At 56.7% G+C, this 14724-nt stretch carries 14 protein-coding genes and 1 other annotated feature; of the genes, 7 read left to right on the forward strand and 7 right to left on the reverse strand.

Features of this window, described 5'->3' with window-relative positions:
* Positions 1-34: 34 nt before the first annotated feature.
* Complete coding sequence (locus KHQ26_RS17755; RefSeq protein ID WP_004174803.1) at positions 35-1405, forward strand: PepSY-associated TM helix domain-containing protein; 1371 nt, start codon at positions 35-37, stop codon at positions 1403-1405.
* Between the two features lie 8 nt (positions 1406-1413).
* Here KHQ26_RS17755 and KHQ26_RS17760 read toward each other — a convergent pair whose 3' ends face one another.
* The 3 genes from KHQ26_RS17760 to KHQ26_RS17770 are packed head-to-tail and all read right to left on the reverse strand — an operon-like array spanning position 1414 to position 3635.
* Positions 1414-1896 (reverse strand): OmpA family protein, encoded by a 483-nt coding sequence (locus KHQ26_RS17760; RefSeq protein WP_004145671.1) that lies wholly within the window; start codon positions 1894-1896, stop codon positions 1414-1416.
* Between the two features lie 13 nt (positions 1897-1909).
* The gene (dgcN, locus tag KHQ26_RS17765) at positions 1910-3133 is read right to left on the reverse strand and encodes a diguanylate cyclase DgcN (protein ID WP_002914116.1); all 1224 of its coding nucleotides are present in this window, start codon (positions 3131-3133) and stop codon (positions 1910-1912) included.
* Positions 3126-3635: a YfiR family protein gene (locus tag KHQ26_RS17770; RefSeq protein WP_004174804.1), complete on the reverse strand. Its 510-nt coding sequence runs from the start codon at positions 3633-3635 to the stop codon at positions 3126-3128. Before KHQ26_RS17770 ends, dgcN begins: the two co-directional genes overlap by 8 nt.
* Positions 3636-3977: 342 nt before the next feature.
* Here KHQ26_RS17770 and aroF point away from each other — a divergent pair, with 342 nt between their 5' ends.
* From aroF to KHQ26_RS17785, 3 genes are all read left to right on the forward strand, one after another.
* The gene (aroF, locus tag KHQ26_RS17775; RefSeq protein ID WP_002914114.1) at positions 3978-5048 is read left to right on the forward strand and encodes a 3-deoxy-7-phosphoheptulonate synthase AroF; all 1071 of its coding nucleotides are present in this window, start codon (positions 3978-3980) and stop codon (positions 5046-5048) included.
* A gap of 9 nt (positions 5049-5057) precedes the next feature.
* The gene (gene tyrA / locus KHQ26_RS17780) at positions 5058-6179 is read left to right on the forward strand and encodes a bifunctional chorismate mutase/prephenate dehydrogenase (RefSeq protein WP_004212948.1); all 1122 of its coding nucleotides are present in this window, start codon (positions 5058-5060) and stop codon (positions 6177-6179) included.
* Between the two features lie 62 nt (positions 6180-6241).
* A complete protein-coding gene (locus KHQ26_RS17785; RefSeq protein ID WP_004174805.1) occupies positions 6242-7114 on the forward strand; it encodes an SMP-30/gluconolactonase/LRE family protein in 873 nt (290 codons plus the stop codon).
* Here the strand turns inward: KHQ26_RS17785 and pheA are convergent.
* From pheA to bamD, 4 genes are all read right to left on the reverse strand, one after another.
* Positions 7111-8271 carry a bifunctional chorismate mutase/prephenate dehydratase gene (gene pheA / locus KHQ26_RS17790; RefSeq protein ID WP_004150975.1) on the reverse strand — a complete coding sequence of 387 codons (1161 nt, stop codon included), beginning with the start codon at positions 8269-8271 and terminating at the stop codon, positions 7111-7113. The two genes, KHQ26_RS17785 and pheA, sit on opposite strands and share 4 nt — an antisense overlap.
* Before the next feature lie 24 nt (positions 8272-8295).
* Positions 8296-8420 (reverse strand) — a sequence feature (Phe leader region).
* Positions 8372-8419 (reverse strand): pheA operon leader peptide PheL, encoded by a 48-nt coding sequence (pheL, locus tag KHQ26_RS17795; protein WP_100250063.1) that lies wholly within the window; start codon positions 8417-8419, stop codon positions 8372-8374. (Overlaps the previous feature by 48 nt.)
* Before the next feature lie 105 nt (positions 8421-8525).
* A complete protein-coding gene (raiA, locus tag KHQ26_RS17800) occupies positions 8526-8861 on the reverse strand; it encodes a ribosome-associated translation inhibitor RaiA (protein ID WP_002914111.1) in 336 nt (111 codons plus the stop codon).
* Positions 8862-9131: 270 nt separating this feature from the next.
* Positions 9132-9869: an outer membrane protein assembly factor BamD gene (bamD, locus tag KHQ26_RS17805; protein WP_004145664.1), complete on the reverse strand. Its 738-nt coding sequence runs from the start codon at positions 9867-9869 to the stop codon at positions 9132-9134.
* A gap of 131 nt (positions 9870-10000) precedes the next feature.
* On the opposite strand from bamD, the gene rluD reads away from it, so the two are divergent.
* The 3 genes from rluD (at position 10001) to clpB (ending at position 14412) form a co-directional block, all read left to right on the forward strand.
* Positions 10001-10981, forward strand: coding sequence for a 23S rRNA pseudouridine(1911/1915/1917) synthase RluD (rluD, locus tag KHQ26_RS17810; protein WP_002914110.1), 981 nt, complete (start codon positions 10001-10003; stop codon positions 10979-10981).
* The gene (yfiH, locus tag KHQ26_RS17815) at positions 10978-11709 is read left to right on the forward strand and encodes a purine nucleoside phosphorylase YfiH (RefSeq protein ID WP_004212956.1); all 732 of its coding nucleotides are present in this window, start codon (positions 10978-10980) and stop codon (positions 11707-11709) included. Before rluD ends, yfiH begins: the two co-directional genes overlap by 4 nt.
* 129 nt (positions 11710-11838) lie before the next feature.
* Positions 11839-14412: an ATP-dependent chaperone ClpB gene (gene clpB, locus KHQ26_RS17820; protein ID WP_004150973.1), complete on the forward strand. Its 2574-nt coding sequence runs from the start codon at positions 11839-11841 to the stop codon at positions 14410-14412.
* Positions 14413-14724: the final 312 nt, after the last annotated feature.

Genomic DNA, 14724 nt, shown 5'->3' on the forward strand with positions numbered 1-14724 from the left:
GCAACGACCTCTTTTGCTTTAAAAAAGGAAAAGTATGACAACCTGCACCTCGCGCGCGGCATGGCTGAACCTGCTGCGTCGCCTCCATTTCTATATTGGTCTGTTTATCGGACCGTTTATCTTTGTCGCAGCCCTGACCGGTACGCTGTACGTGGCGACGCCGCAGCTGGAAAACTGGCTCTATCACGACGCGCTGCATGGCCTTGCCGAGGGGACTCCGCAGCCGCTCAGCGCCCAGATTGCGGTGGCCGAAGAAGCGACCCAGGGCAATCTGCGGCTGCTGGCGGTGCGTCCGGCGCCTGCGTTGGGCGAGACCACGCGCATTATGTTTGCCGATCCGGGTCTCGGAGAGTCGGAATCCCGGGCTATTTTTGTCGATCCGATCGCGCTGCGGGTGAAGGGCGATATGACGGTCTACGGCACCAGCGGCATCCTGCCGCTGCGCCAGTGGATTGATTATGCGCATCGCTCTCTGCTGCTGGGCGACAGCGGGAGGTTATACAGCGAACTGGCCGCCTCCTGGATGTGGGTGGCCGCGCTCGGAGGCATTGCCCTGTGGGCGATGACGCGTCCAAAACGGCGGCTGAATAACGCCCTGCAGAACCATCGTCGGCTGCACGTGACGCTGGGCTGGGGCTTACTGGTGGGTATGCTGCTCTTCTCCGCCACCGGCCTGACCTGGTCGCAATGGGCCGGCGGCAATGTGGACAAAATGCGGGCAGCGTTCGGCTGGCTGACGCCGCAGGTCAATACCCAGCTGCATGGCGAGATGCCGATGACGCACGATCCCCATGCCGGACATCATATGGATGCGATGGCCATGGCCCAGCATCAGCCGGCGCTGCAGTTGGCCCAGTTTGACCAGGCGCTGGCGGCGGCCCGTCAGGCGGGGCTGAACGCCAGCCGGCTGGAGATCCGTCCGCCAGTGTCAGACGACCGCGCCTGGACGGTGAATGAGATCGACCGTCGCTGGCCGACGCAGGTGGACGCGGTGGCGATCGATGGCGCCACGATGCAGGTGGTGGATCGCACGCGTTTTGCCGACTTTCCGCTGATGGCGAAGCTCACCCGCTGGGGCGTCGATTTCCATATGGGGATCCTCTTTGGTCTGGCGAATCAGCTGCTGCTGGTGGGATTTGGCTGCGCGCTGTGCGTTACCATCGGGGTGGGGTACCGATTATGGTGGATCCGCCGTCCGCCTCAGGCGGCCTGGGATCCGGCGCATTCGCTGCTGCAGGCGTGGCTGTCGCTCGCCCGGCCTGCCCGAAGCCTGGTGCTTGGGCTGGCGTTTGCCCTTGGATTGGCCATGCCGTTAATGGGAGCCAGCCTGCTGCTGTTCATTGCCGTTGACTACCTGCGCTGGCGCGCGGCAACGGCAATGAGGATGATGAAGTCCAGCGACTAAGTGAAGACTTACGGCGTGCTGATGACCACCGTTACCCGGCGGTTTTCGGCGCGCCCGGCCGCCGTGTCGTTGCTGGCGATCGGGTATTTTTTGCCAAGGCCGCGGGTGACTAAATTACTGCGTGGGACATGAGCGCCTTCCGCCCAGGCATCGGCCACGCTGTTGGCCCGCTTAAGCGACAGGGCTTCATTGTAGCTATCTTCACCATAATTATCGGTATGGCCTTCAAGGCGGCTATGGGTGATCCCGGTAGCCGCCAGCCGCGAGGCCATCGTGGTGATCTGCTGGCGGCTGTCGGGACGTAGTCGGTAGTCATTCTTGTCAAACAGGATGCTATCGGATAAGCCCAGGGACCAATCGCCATTGCTTTCAGTGAAGCCGTAAGATTTCATCGCCGCCACCTGCTCCGGGGTAAATTTTCCCTGAGGAGCCTGGCAACCTGTCAAAAGCGCCGCCGCCATCAGGGCGGGGACGAAATATTTTCTGATCATAATGAGTCCTTTATTATTTCAGCGTCTGCTGGATACGTTGGTTTTTCATCCGATACATATTCTGATCGGCAAGTTCTTGCAGTGATTCCGCGGTGGCGTGCTCCCACGCCAGGGCATAACCGACGCTCAGCGAGAGCGTGGCGCTATGACCGTTGTGCAGGTTGAATGGCGGAAGAAATTGTTCCGTTAGCGCCTGGCACAGGGCCTGCACTTCTGCTTCCGAGCGCACCTCGCGCAGCAGAACGGCAAACTCATCGCCGCCAAGACGCCACGCCAGATGGCGTTTACCGGCAAAAGTCATCAGGCGGCTGGCGACCTCCATCAGCACTTTATCGCCCGCCGCATGCCCCCAGTTGTCGTTAATCAGTTTGAAATTATCGCCATCAAGAAACAGCAATGCCGAGGTTTGATGATCGACTTCATTCTGCATCAGCTCGGCGAGCGCGTTACGAAAGGCGGCGCGGTTAGCCAGGCCGGTCAATGGATCGTGTAACGAACTGCGCAACAGCTGCGCGTTTTTGGCCTGCAGCTGGCGCTGCCAGTCCTCCATTTCCCCCAGCAGGCTGTTAAAGTCCTGGGCGAAAAGATGGAACTCCTCGATACGCTCCTCCGGCACCCGCCGGGAGAAGTGGCGGTTTTCACGTATATCATGCACGACCTCAGTGATGCTCTGCAGGGCGGCGACGATCCCCCGGTGTAGGGAGTGGGTCAGCAGCAGGGCGATGAACGAGGCGAGCAGAATGCTGCCGGTCAGCACCAGAATCGAGATACCGAGAAAGTGGCTAATCAGTTCATCAAGCGCGGTCAATCTCAGCTCGCCGATTTGTTTGCCCTGGTGCCAGATGGGCTGCACCGTGGGCTCCGGAAACAGCCATTTACTGATAAGCCCGCTCACTTGCTCTTTATTGGCCAGCGGTTCATGGCGCCACGCGGCGAAGTGCTGCATCTGGCCGTTTAGCACGATTGCCTGGGAGATCTGCCCTTGCTTGCCCAACGACGCGAGGGTCTCCTCTGCCGCCGCGCTGTCGCCAAACACCAGGGCGGCTTCGAGGCTGCGCCCCATGGTCGCGGCAGTGAGCTCAAGATTTTTCTGCGCGTACTGCTTGAGCGTGAAGATTGAGGCTGTACTCAGCAGCAGCCAGACCAGCGTCATGGAGATCACCACGCTTATCACGCTAATGCGACGGAGCGCGCGTTTGAAAGTCGGGCGCGGAGTCTGTGAAAAGTCCTTATTCATGTGGTTTCTTCCGGGCAAGCATCAGGACGTCCGGGTTAACCCGAACCCCGCTGTGCGTCAGAACGTCCAGATTAACGGAGAAGCGGACCCGGTCGTCATTGATGATCAGGCAAAACGCGCTACCAATTGAACAATCCGTATTTTGTTCTGCGATGAGTAACAGCGGCCTCGGGCCATAGCGGCGAGTGAGTTCTGACTGTTCAGTCGGCGATTCGCTGCCAAAATAAAAACCATCGCAGGTCGTTTTTAACGCTTCTTCACGATTACGTACTATCACCGGTTGATAGGGTAATGCATCCGGATCTTCATGAGCCAGGCTATGGGTGAAGCGTGATGAGGCAAAAATGCACAGCTTTGGCGCTCCTGTTAATGACGGCCAACGGGTGTAGGTCACGATCCCGGAAACAATAGCGCGAACATGTTCTGAAGGTCCGGCAGCAAAAACAGGAGATACCGCGATGAGAAAAAATACAGTCAATAAAAGACGGTGTAATACTGTCATTAACGCTTCCGTCAAAGTCGCCATAGCGCGGGAAAAGCCGCTGCCGATGCCCGGCGAAGAATACCACTGTTAATAAAACCCGTCATTAGATGCGCCCTTTGCTTTGGGACAATTCTCACCAGGATTTTTCGTAGTACCGATACCGTGGGTGCGCAAGTTTGGCTTGTTTTTTCTATGTGTAAATATTGTTATACGCATCGCGCCATTGTGAGTGGCAATTAATTCGTTGGTGTAAATTAAAATTTACGGAATATGGATTGAATTCTTTACTTTGTGTGGTATCGTTACGTCATGCCCTCTGAGGCAACCCTTATCGCAAACGAGCTACACAGGATCGCAATCATGCAAAAAGACGCGCTGAACAACGTACATATTACCGACGAACATGTATTAATGACCCCGGAGCAACTGAAGGCGGAATTCCCGCTGAGCGTCGAGCAGGAAGCGCAGATCGCGCACGCCCGTCAGACCATTTCGGATATCATCGCCGGTCGCGATCCGCGTCTGCTGGTGGTATGTGGTCCTTGCTCCATTCACGATCCGGAAGCTGCGATTGAATATGCTCGTCGGTTTAAAGCCCTTGCCGCAGAGGTCAGCGATAGCCTCTACCTGGTGATGCGCGTCTATTTTGAAAAACCCCGTACCACCGTCGGATGGAAGGGGCTGATTAACGATCCGCACATGGATGGTTCGTTTGATGTTGAAGGCGGCCTGAAGATTGCGCGTCGTCTGCTGGTCGAGCTCGTCAATATGGGACTGCCGCTGGCGACGGAAGCGCTGGATCCCAACAGCCCGCAGTACCTCGGGGATCTGTTCAGCTGGTCCGCTATCGGCGCGCGTACCACGGAATCACAAACGCACCGCGAAATGGCCTCTGGCCTGTCGATGCCGGTCGGCTTTAAAAACGGTACCGACGGTAGCCTGGCCACGGCCATCAACGCCATGCGCGCCGCGGCGATGCCGCACCGTTTCGTCGGCATCAACCAGGCCGGGCAGGTCTGCCTGCTGCAAACGCAGGGTAATCCGAACGGCCATGTGATCCTCCGCGGCGGCAAGGCGCCGAACTACGGTCCGGAAGATGTGGCGAAATGCGAAAAAGAGATGGCGCAGGCGGGACTGAAGCCGTCGCTGATGGTAGATTGCAGTCATGGAAACTCCAATAAAGATTTCCGCCGCCAGCCGGCCGTGGCTGAATCCGTGGTCGCGCAGATCAAAGATGGCAACCGCTCCATTATCGGCCTGATGATCGAAAGTAATATCCACGAAGGCAATCAGTCCTCTGAACAGCCGCGTGAGGCGATGAAATACGGCGTCTCGGTGACGGATGCCTGCATCAGCTGGGAGACTACCGAGGCGCTGCTGCGTGAACTGGATAAGGATCTCCGCGGCCACCTGGCGGCCCGTTTGGTTTAAGAGGAAAGTATGGTTGCTGAACTGACCGCGTTACGCGATCAAATTGATGAAGTGGATAAAGCGTTGCTTAGCCTGCTGGCTAAGCGTCTGGAGCTGGTGGCCGAAGTCGGCGAGGTGAAGAGCCAGTATGGCCTGCCGATTTACGTCCCGGAGCGCGAGTCGGCGATGCTCGCCTCCCGACGTAAAGAGGCGGCTGCGCTCGGCGTACCACCGGATCTGATCGAGGATGTTCTGCGTCGCGTGATGCGGGAATCCTATTCCAGCGAAAACGACAAAGGCTTCAAAACCCTGCAGCCGAATCTGCGGCCGGTGGTCATCGTCGGCGGCGGTGGGCAGATGGGGCGTCTGTTTGAGAAGATGTTAACGCTGTCCGGCTACCAGGTGCGTATTCTGGAAAAAAACGATTGGGCCCGGGCGGCGGATATCGTCGCCGATGCCGGCATGGTTATCGTCAGCGTACCGATTCACACCACCGTGGAGACGATCGGCAGGCTGCCGCCCCTTCCGGCGGATTGCATTCTGGTTGACCTTGCCTCGGTGAAAGCGGAGCCGCTGCAGGCGATGCTGGCGGCGCATCAGGGCCCGGTTCTTGGCCTGCACCCGATGTTCGGTCCGGACAGCGGCAGCCTGGCGAAGCAGGTGGTGGTCTATTGTGATGGCCGCCAGCCGGAGGCCTATCAGTGGTTCCTCGAACAAATCCAGGTTTGGGGCGCGCGGCTGCACCGCATCAGCGCCGTTGAGCACGATCAGAACATGGCCTTTATTCAGGCGCTGCGCCACTTTGCCACCTTCGCCTATGGCCTGCACCTGGCGGAAGAGAATGTACGTCTTGAGCAACTGCTGGCGCTCTCGTCACCCATTTACCGACTGGAGCTGGCGATGGTAGGCCGTCTGTTTGCCCAGGATCCGCAGCTGTACGCCGATATTATTATGTCATCGGAAAACAACCTGGCGCTGATTAAGCGCTACTACCAGCGTTTCGGCGAAGCGATCGGCCTGCTGGAGCAGGGCGATAAGCAGGCGTTTATCGACAGCTTCCGTAAAGTCGAACACTGGTTTGGCGATTACGCTCAGCGTTTCCAGAGCGAGAGCCGCACGCTGCTGCGTCAGGCGAACGATAATCGGCAGTAAAGCGAAAAAGATGTATACAATAAAGCCAGCGACCGCTGGCTTTTTTTATAGGGATGACAACGATGGCTGAACCACAACCGCTGTTTGACTACACCGGATACCTGCCGGAATGCCCGACCTGGAGCGAGGCAGAACAGGCCCTCTACTGGGCTGATATCATGGAATGTGAAATTCACCGCTACGATATCCGCAGCGGAGAACACCAGGTGCTGCAGTTTCCAGAGGAGGTCGGCTGTTTTGCCCTGCGCGAGAAGGGCGGGTTTATCGTTGCATTGCGCAGCGGCATCTGGCTGACCGACGCCCACGGCCTGCTGCGGCGGAAAGTCTGCGATAACCCGAGCAACCCGGAGCTGGCGCGGTTTAACGACGGCGGGACCGATCGCGATGGGCGCTTTTATGCCGGTACCTTCTGGGGGCCTGGGGATTACAACGGCGCGCTGCTGATGCGAGTGGATAACGACCTGCAGCCGAAAGTGATCCAGTGTGACATCCATGGCGCCAATGGCCTGGCCTTTAGCGCCGACCGGCGCTGGATGTATACCTCTGATACGCCGAACGCCGTGATCTACCGTACGCCGCTGGATGAGCAGGGTGAGCCTGGCCGACGCGAAGTCTTTCGCCGTTTTCAGCCTGGCGAAGGGATCCCTGACGGGGCGGCGATCGACGTGGAGGGATGTTACTGGAGCGCAATGTTTGACGGCTGGCGGATCGCCCGTTTCTCGCCGCAGGGCGAGGAGCTGGAATCCTACCCGATGCCGGTTCGTTGCCCGACGATGGTCTGCTTCGGCGGGGCGGATATGAAAACGCTCTATATCACCACCACCCGGGAAAACATGGAGGACGATGAGCTGGCGCAGTATCCGCTGTCAGGCGCCATCTTCACCCTGCCGGTAGCGGTGGCAGGGATGAAGAAATTACCGTTCCGCGAATGTTAAACCGGATCCACCGGGACCACGTTTTCGCTAGGGTAGCAGCCGAGGACCTTCATGGAGCGGGTGATATCCGCCAGCTCCTTCAGCGCCTTGCGCATGGGCAGCGAATCCAGGTTGGCCTGAATATCGAGATAAAACATCTCTTCCCAGGGATTGCCGTGGATCGGGCGGGATTCCAGTTTGGTCATGATCAGATTGTGGTTGCGCAACACCAGCAGGGCTTCCACCAGGGCGCCCGCCTGCTGACCGGTCGCCATTAACAGCGTGGTCTTGGCCGGCACCTGGTCGGAGACGTTCACCGCTTTGCGCGCCAGGACGAGGAAGCGCGTGATGTTCTGCGTCTGGTTGGCCTGGCAGTGCTCCAGCACCTGCAGGCCATACAGAGCGCCGCCCGCTTCGCTACCCAGGGCCGCGACGGCCGGGGAGTTCGCCTGCGCCACTTTTTCCATTGCCGCCGAGGTGCTCTCGGTATACTCAATCTTCCAGTGCGGGTAGCGGCTCAGGTACTGGCTGCACTGCTGGAACGGCTGCGGATGGCTGTAAACGGTCTGAATTTTATCGGCATCCGTCGAGGTGCTCACCAGTACGCAATGATCGATAGGGATCGTCAGCTCGCCAACGATCGACAGGCTGGTGTGCTGCAGCAGATCGTAGACGTCGTTGATCCCGCCGGAGCTGGTGTTTTCAATCGGCACCACCGCGTAATCGGCCTGGCCGGTTTCTACCTGATTAAAAATATCGGCGAACTTCGCGCAGCCGCTCTCAATAAACTGCTCAAAGTGGCGAGCGGCGTACTGACGCGCCGCCAGATGCGAGTAAGAGCCCTTGGGACCGAGGAACGCCACGCGGGCCGAATGCGGGTTAATTTTATTCAGATGCTGCTGCAGCAGGGTTTGCTGGGTAAGAACAGAGTCTTCGATAATCAGCTGGAACAGGCGGGTGATATAGTGCGCATCCAGATTATGGCGCTTGCCGATAGTCATCAGGCGCTCCAGCAGATCGCGTTCGCGGTCAATATCACGCACCGGACGATGGGAGGCCAGTTTGGCTTTTCCAACCTCAACAGCCAGTCCGCGGCGCTCCGCCAGCAGAGCAAGCAGCTTCTCGTCCAGGGCGCTTATCTTATCGCGCAGCGCCAGTAATGGGTTTTCCTCGGTCATAGATGTTGCCTTTGTTGTTATCAAATAAAAAAGGCCTCCCGGGTGGGAGGCCTTATTGTTCGTCTTCGCATTCTTTCTTATACGACGAATTGCCTCCCGGTCAGGGGAAGGTAAAAAAGAATGCGAAGAAGAACGGGACAAGTTTCATGGTAAATTCCTTTAGGTAGTGGGGATTACAGTACCTGTACTGTTTTCACTCTGTCAATAAAAAACGCGCCCGAAGGCGCGTGGCATGACACAACTTAAGTTAAGGATTACTCTTCTTCTTCCACAAAGCCTGCCTCTTTCACCGACGTCGCGGCGCGGCGGGCTTCCCCTTTGTGTTGCACTTTATTGAGCTGCCGTTCCAGCTTGTTGATCAATTCGTTAATGGCGGCGTACATATCTTCATGACGCGCACTGGCAACCAGATGGCCGTTTGGCGTGTTGATGGTTGCATCAGCGATAAAACCCTGCGGCTCCTTAGACAGAATGATGTGCGGGTTGATTAAATGAGTTTGCCACTTATCCAGTTTGGCGAGACGGTCTGCGACATGCTGGCGGATTGCCGGAGTAATTTCCATTTGTTTACTGGTAATGTTCATTGTCATAAATTTTACCTCTTGTCTTTCCCGTCTTGGTGAATCCAGCATACCTTTCCCAATGTCAAAATGTGTGATCTGAATCACATTTTATTGTCACTTTTTGTCAACAAATTCATTTTGTGAGACAGGGCAGGAAGAAGTGAGATTTTACTTGTCGAACCCGATAAAGCAGGCCATATTTGATGAGTTAACCCGGCGCTAAACCGCTTCAGCTTGCCGGGAAACGTATAAAAAAACGGCAGCCAGTGGCTGCCGTTTGCGATCGATGAGTCAGGCTCAGGTGTTCTTGCTGTTCGCGGCGATAATCTTCGCGACTTTGTCCGCCTGAGCGTTCATTTGCATCTGACGATAGGCGTTTTCCATCTTCGGCAGGGCATCGCGGGTGGCCTGGGTATCCGGATAATTACGCATCATCCCTTCCACACGGTTAACCACGGCAACCCATGCGCCACGATCGGTGTAGTAATCCACGACCGACAGCTCATATTTGGCCAGACGATCTTTCAGGAACACCATGCGTTTATAGGCGTCAGTGGCGTACTGGCTGTTCGGATAACCACGCACCAGTTTGGAGAAGTCATTGAAGGCATCGCGCGCGTGCTGCGGATCGCGGTCGGAGCGATCAACGCCGAAGAAGCCCTGCAGGGCGCTGTCATCCAGGGCCATGTTGGTCAGGCCGCGCATATAGATGACATAGTCGATGTTCGGATGGGTGGGGTTCAAACGCATGAAGCGATCGATAGCCGCCTGAGCCAGAGGAAGATCGGCGTTTTTATAATACGCATAAATCAGATCCAGCTGTACCTGTTGGGAATAAGGGCCGAATGGATAACGATTATCCAACGCTTCCAGTTGCGTTATCGCCTGTTTCCAGTTACCGTCCTGCAGTTTTTGCTGGGCGGTCGCGTAGATTTCATTCGGCGGATTATCAGGCACCTCTTCCTTAGAGCCGGAGCAACCCACCAAAGCCAGGCTCAGTGTGGCGGCTGCCACCAGGTATTTCATGCGCGTCATGACGTTTTGACTTCCTCAAAATGTTTATGCGGGAGAATCTCTGTTCCTGCTCCCGATTAAGACCAGCTACAATAGCACACTATATTAAACGGCAAAGCCGTAAAACCCAACGTTAAACGAAGAAGCTGTATATGGCACAACGAGTACAACTCACCGCAACGGTGACCGAAAATCAACTCGGTCAACGCTTAGATCAGGCTTTGGCCGAATTGTTCCCTGATTATTCGCGATCGCGGATAAAAGAATGGATCCTCGACCAACGTGTATTAGTCAATGGCACCATTGGCGATAAACCGAAAGAAAAAGTGCTGGGGGGAGAACGCATCGCTATCGATGTGGAAATCGAAGAAGAGGCGCGCTTCCAGCCGCAGGATATTCCGCTCAATATCGTTTACGAAGATGATGACATCATCGTGATCAATAAACCGCGCGATCTGGTTGTACATCCTGGCGCGGGCAACCCTGACGGTACTGTGCTGAATGCGCTGCTGCACTACTATCCGCCTATTGCCGATGTGCCGCGCGCGGGTATTGTTCATCGTCTGGATAAAGACACCACCGGTCTGATGGTGGTGGCGAAAACCATTCCGGCGCAAACCCGGCTGGTGGAGTCGCTGCAGCTGCGCGAGATCACCCGTGAATACGAAGCGGTGGCGATCGGTCATATGACCGCCGGTGGCACAGTGGAAGAGCCGATCAGCCGTCACCCGACCAAGCGTACCCATATGGCGGTGCATCCGATGGGCAAACCGGCGGTGACCCACTACCGCATTATGGAACATTTCCGCATCCATACCCGCCTGCGTCTGCGTCTGGAAACCGGTCGTACACATCAGATCCGCGTGCATATGTCGCATATCACCCATCCGCTGGTGGGTGACCAGGTCTATGGCGGCCGGCCGCGTCCGCCGAAGGGCGCGTCGGAGGAGTTCATCACCGCGCTGCGTAAATTCGACCGCCAGGCGCTGCATGCCACCATGCTGCGCCTGTATCACCCGATCTCCGGCATTGAAATGGAGTGGCACGCGCCCATCCCGCAGGATATGGTCGAGCTCATCGAGGCGATGCGCGCCGATTTTGAAGCCCATAAGGACGATATTGACTGGTTATGACGAAACTGATTGTACCGCAGTGGCCAATGCCCGGCAGCGTGGCGGCCTGTAGTTCTACCCGCATCGGCGGCGTGAGTCTGCCGCCCTATGACTCGCTCAACCTGGGCGCCCATTGCGGCGACAATCTGCAGGATGTCGAAGAAAACCGGCGGCGGATGTTTGCCGCCGGCGGCTTGCCGTCTTACCCGGTTTGGCTGGAGCAAGTCCATGGCACCGAGGTTCTGACGCTGGACGGCGGACCCTATCCGTCGAAACGCGCGGATGCCTCTTATAGTCGTACGCCAGGGACCGTCTGCGCAGTGATGACCGCTGACTGCCTGCCGGTGCTGTTCTGTAACCGCGACGGCACCGAAGTCGCCGCGGCGCACGCGGGATGGCGCGGCTTATGCGAAGGGGTTCTGGAAGCGACGGTTGCTCGTTTCGCCGATAAAGCCGAAAATATTATGGCGTGGCTGGGGCCCGCCATCGGTCCGCAGGCGTTTGAGGTGGGACCGGAAGTCCGGGATGCCTTTATGGCGAAGGACGAGAATGCGCACCGGGCTTTTCGTCCGGCAGGCGAAAAATATTTTGCTGATATCTACCAACTGGCGCGGCAGCGTCTGGCAAACGTCGGCGTTGAGCAGATTTTCGGCGGCGATCGCTGCACGCTAAGCGAAAAGGATGATTTTTTCTCTTACCGGCGCGACAAGACCACCGGTCGTATGGCAAGTTTCATTTGGCTGATATAACCTAGAGAATCAAGACGATCCAGAAGGCAAACTTATTTTTCACATAGTTCGGGTCTTTAACCTTGAATAATTGAGGGATGACCTCATTTAATCTCCAGTAGCAAATTTGACCTGTTTATGGGAGGAGTTATGCGTCTGGATCGTCTTACCAATAAATTCCAGCTTGCTCTTGCCGATGCCCAGTCGCTCGCACTCGGGCACGACAACCAATTCATCGAACCTCTTCATTTAATGAGCGCCTTGCTGAATCAGGAAGGGGGATCGGTACGTCCTTTATTAACCTCGGCGGGCGTGAATGCCGGGAAACTGCGCACTGACATCGAACAGGCCTTGAGCCGTTTACCGCAGGTGGAAGGCACCGGCGGCGATGTGCAACCTTCTCAGGATTTAGTGCGGATCCTCAACCTTTGCGACAAGCTGGCGCAAAAGAAAAAGGACAACTTTATTTCGTCGGAACTGTTCGTTCTGGCGGCGCTTGAATCACGCGGTACGCTGACCGACCTTTTAAAATCCGCCGGAGCAACAACCGCCAACGTGACTCAGGCGATTGAACAAATGCGCGGAGGGGAAAGCGTGAACGATCAGGGTGCCGAAGACCAACGTCAGGCATTGAAGAAATTTACCGTCGATCTCACCGAGCGTGCCGAGCAGGGCAAGCTGGATCCGGTGATCGGCCGTGATGAAGAGATTCGCCGTACCATTCAGGTACTGCAGCGTCGTACCAAAAACAACCCGGTGCTGATCGGTGAACCCGGGGTGGGTAAAACGGCAATCGTCGAAGGCCTGGCGCAGCGTATCGTCAACGGCGAAGTACCAGAAGGGCTGAAAGGCCGTCGGGTATTGGCGCTGGATATGGGGGCGCTGGTGGCCGGGGCGAAATACCGCGGTGAGTTTGAAGAGCGTCTGAAAGGCGTGCTGACCGACCTGTCCAAACAGGAAGGCAACGTCATTCTATTTATCGACGAACTGCATACCATGGTTGGCGCTGGTAAAGCCGACGGCGCGATGGATGCGGGTAACATGCTGAAGCCGGCGCTGGCGCGTGGTGAACTGCACTGCGTCGGGGCGACGACGCTTGATGAATACCGTCAGTACATCGAAAAAGACGCCGCGCTGGAACGTCGCTTCCAGAAAGTGTTCGTTGCCGAGCCTTCGGTAGAAGATACCATCGCGATTCTGCGCGGTCTGAAAGAACGTTATGAGCTGCACCACCACGTGCAGATCACTGACCCGGCTATCGTGGCGGCGGCGACCTTATCGCATCGCTATATTGCCGACCGTCAGCTGCCGGATAAAGCCATCGACCTCATCGATGAGGCGGCATCCAGCATCCGTATGCAGATTGACTCCAAACCGGAAGAGCTGGACCGCCTCGATCGGCGTATTATCCAGCTGAAACTGGAACAGCAGGCGCTGAAGAAAGAGTCTGATGAGGCGAGCCTGAAGCGTCTCGATATGCTCAACGAGGAGCTGGCGGATAAAGAACGGCAGTACTCGGTGCTGGAAGAAGAGTGGAAAGCGGAAAAAGCGTCGCTCTCCGGCACCCAGACCATCAAAGCTGAGCTGGAGCAGGCGAAAATCGCCATCGAACAGGCGCGTCGCGTCGGCGATCTGGCGCGGATGTCCGAGCTGCAGTATGGCAAAATTCCGGAACTGGAGAAACAGCTGGCGGCTGCCACTCAGTCCGAAGGGAAAACCATGCGTCTGCTGCGTAATAAAGTGACGGATGCTGAAATCGCCGAAGTGCTGGCCCGCTGGACCGGTATCCCGGTCTCCCGCATGATGGAAAGCGAGCGCGACAAACTGCTGCGTATGGAGCAGGAGCTGCATCATCGGGTGATTGGCCAGGATGAGGCGGTTGAAGCGGTATCGAACGCCATTCGCCGCAGCCGTGCCGGGCTGTCCGATCCGAACCGGCCGATTGGTTCGTTCCTGTTCCTTGGTCCAACCGGGGTCGGTAAAACCGAGCTGTGTAAAACGCTGGCTAACTTTATGTTCGACAGCGACGACGCAATGGTGCGTATCGATATGTCCGAGTTTATGGAGAAACACTCCGTCTCGCGTCTGGTCGGTGCGCCTCCGGGATACGTCGGCTATGAAGAGGGCGGTTACCTGACCGAGGCGGTGCGCCGTCGTCCTTATTCCGTCATCCTGCTGGATGAAGTGGAAAAAGCGCACCCGGATGTGTTCAACATTCTGCTGCAGGTACTCGACGACGGGCGTCTCACCGACGGGCAGGGGAGAACGGTCGACTTCCGTAATACGGTAGTCATCATGACCTCGAACCTCGGTTCCGATCTGATTCAGGAACGGTTCGGCGAGCTGGACTACGGACATATGAAGGACCTGGTGCTGGGGGTAGTCAGCCAGAACTTCCGTCCGGAGTTCATCAACCGTATCGACGAAGTGGTGGTCTTCCATCCGCTGGGCGAGAAACATATTGCCTCTATTGCCCAGATCCAGCTGCAGCGTCTGTATAAACGTCTGGAAGAGCGCGGATATGAAGTGCAGATGTCCGATGAGGCGCTGAAGCTGCTGAGCGCCAATGGTTACGATCCGGTATACGGCGCGCGGCCATTGAAACGTGCTATTCAGCAGCAGATTGAGAACCCGTTAGCCCAGCAGATCCTTTCCGGTGAGCTGGTTCCGGGTAAAACCATCGAGCTGGTAGTAAAAGACGACCGCATTGTGGCAGTGCAGTAAATCACAAAACGACAAAAACGGGCCCAGCGGGCTCGTTTTTGTTTAAAAACTAGGCAAGAATTAAAGCTCAATACCTGATTTGGTTGAAAAGTGAGCGGTTGAATTCTTTTTTTGAATTTATCCTTGTCACTTCAGAATTACCCCCTATAATGCGCCTCCACTGACACGGAACAACGGCAAACAAGCCGCCGGGCCAGGAGGATTCAACGACGGAAATCGACGTTGAAAGCCGACAGAGAAAAGCAAAATAAGCGCTTGACTCTGAATGAGGAAAACGTATTATACGGGACCTCGCGACAGAGCGCTAAAGCG

This window comes from Klebsiella sp. 10 (assembly GCF_018223925.1).
Lineage (GTDB): Bacteria > Pseudomonadota > Gammaproteobacteria > Enterobacterales > Enterobacteriaceae > Klebsiella > Klebsiella pneumoniae.

What these genes read in the sequence shown, in the direction of transcription:
- KHQ26_RS17755 (WP_004174803.1), top strand. Translation starts at nt 35, where the DNA reads ATGACAACCTGCACCTCGCGCGCGGCATGGCTGAACCTGCTGCGTCGC.
- KHQ26_RS17760 (WP_004145671.1), bottom strand. Translation starts at nt 1,896, where the DNA reads ATGATCAGAAAATATTTCGTCCCCGCCCTGATGGCGGCGGCGCTTTTG.
- dgcN (WP_002914116.1), bottom strand. Translation starts at nt 3,133, where the DNA reads ATGAATAAGGACTTTTCACAGACTCCGCGCCCGACTTTCAAACGCGCG.
- KHQ26_RS17770 (WP_004174804.1), bottom strand. Translation starts at nt 3,635, where the DNA reads ATGACAGTATTACACCGTCTTTTATTGACTGTATTTTTTCTCATCGCG.
- aroF (WP_002914114.1), top strand. Translation starts at nt 3,978, where the DNA reads ATGCAAAAAGACGCGCTGAACAACGTACATATTACCGACGAACATGTA.
- tyrA (WP_004212948.1), top strand. Translation starts at nt 5,058, where the DNA reads ATGGTTGCTGAACTGACCGCGTTACGCGATCAAATTGATGAAGTGGAT.
- KHQ26_RS17785 (WP_004174805.1), top strand. Translation starts at nt 6,242, where the DNA reads ATGGCTGAACCACAACCGCTGTTTGACTACACCGGATACCTGCCGGAA.
- pheA (WP_004150975.1), bottom strand. Translation starts at nt 8,271, where the DNA reads ATGACCGAGGAAAACCCATTACTGGCGCTGCGCGATAAGATAAGCGCC.
- raiA (WP_002914111.1), bottom strand. Translation starts at nt 8,861, where the DNA reads ATGACAATGAACATTACCAGTAAACAAATGGAAATTACTCCGGCAATC.
- bamD (WP_004145664.1), bottom strand. Translation starts at nt 9,869, where the DNA reads ATGACGCGCATGAAATACCTGGTGGCAGCCGCCACACTGAGCCTGGCT.
- rluD (WP_002914110.1), top strand. Translation starts at nt 10,001, where the DNA reads ATGGCACAACGAGTACAACTCACCGCAACGGTGACCGAAAATCAACTC.
- yfiH (WP_004212956.1), top strand. Translation starts at nt 10,978, where the DNA reads ATGACGAAACTGATTGTACCGCAGTGGCCAATGCCCGGCAGCGTGGCG.
- clpB (WP_004150973.1), top strand. Translation starts at nt 11,839, where the DNA reads ATGCGTCTGGATCGTCTTACCAATAAATTCCAGCTTGCTCTTGCCGAT.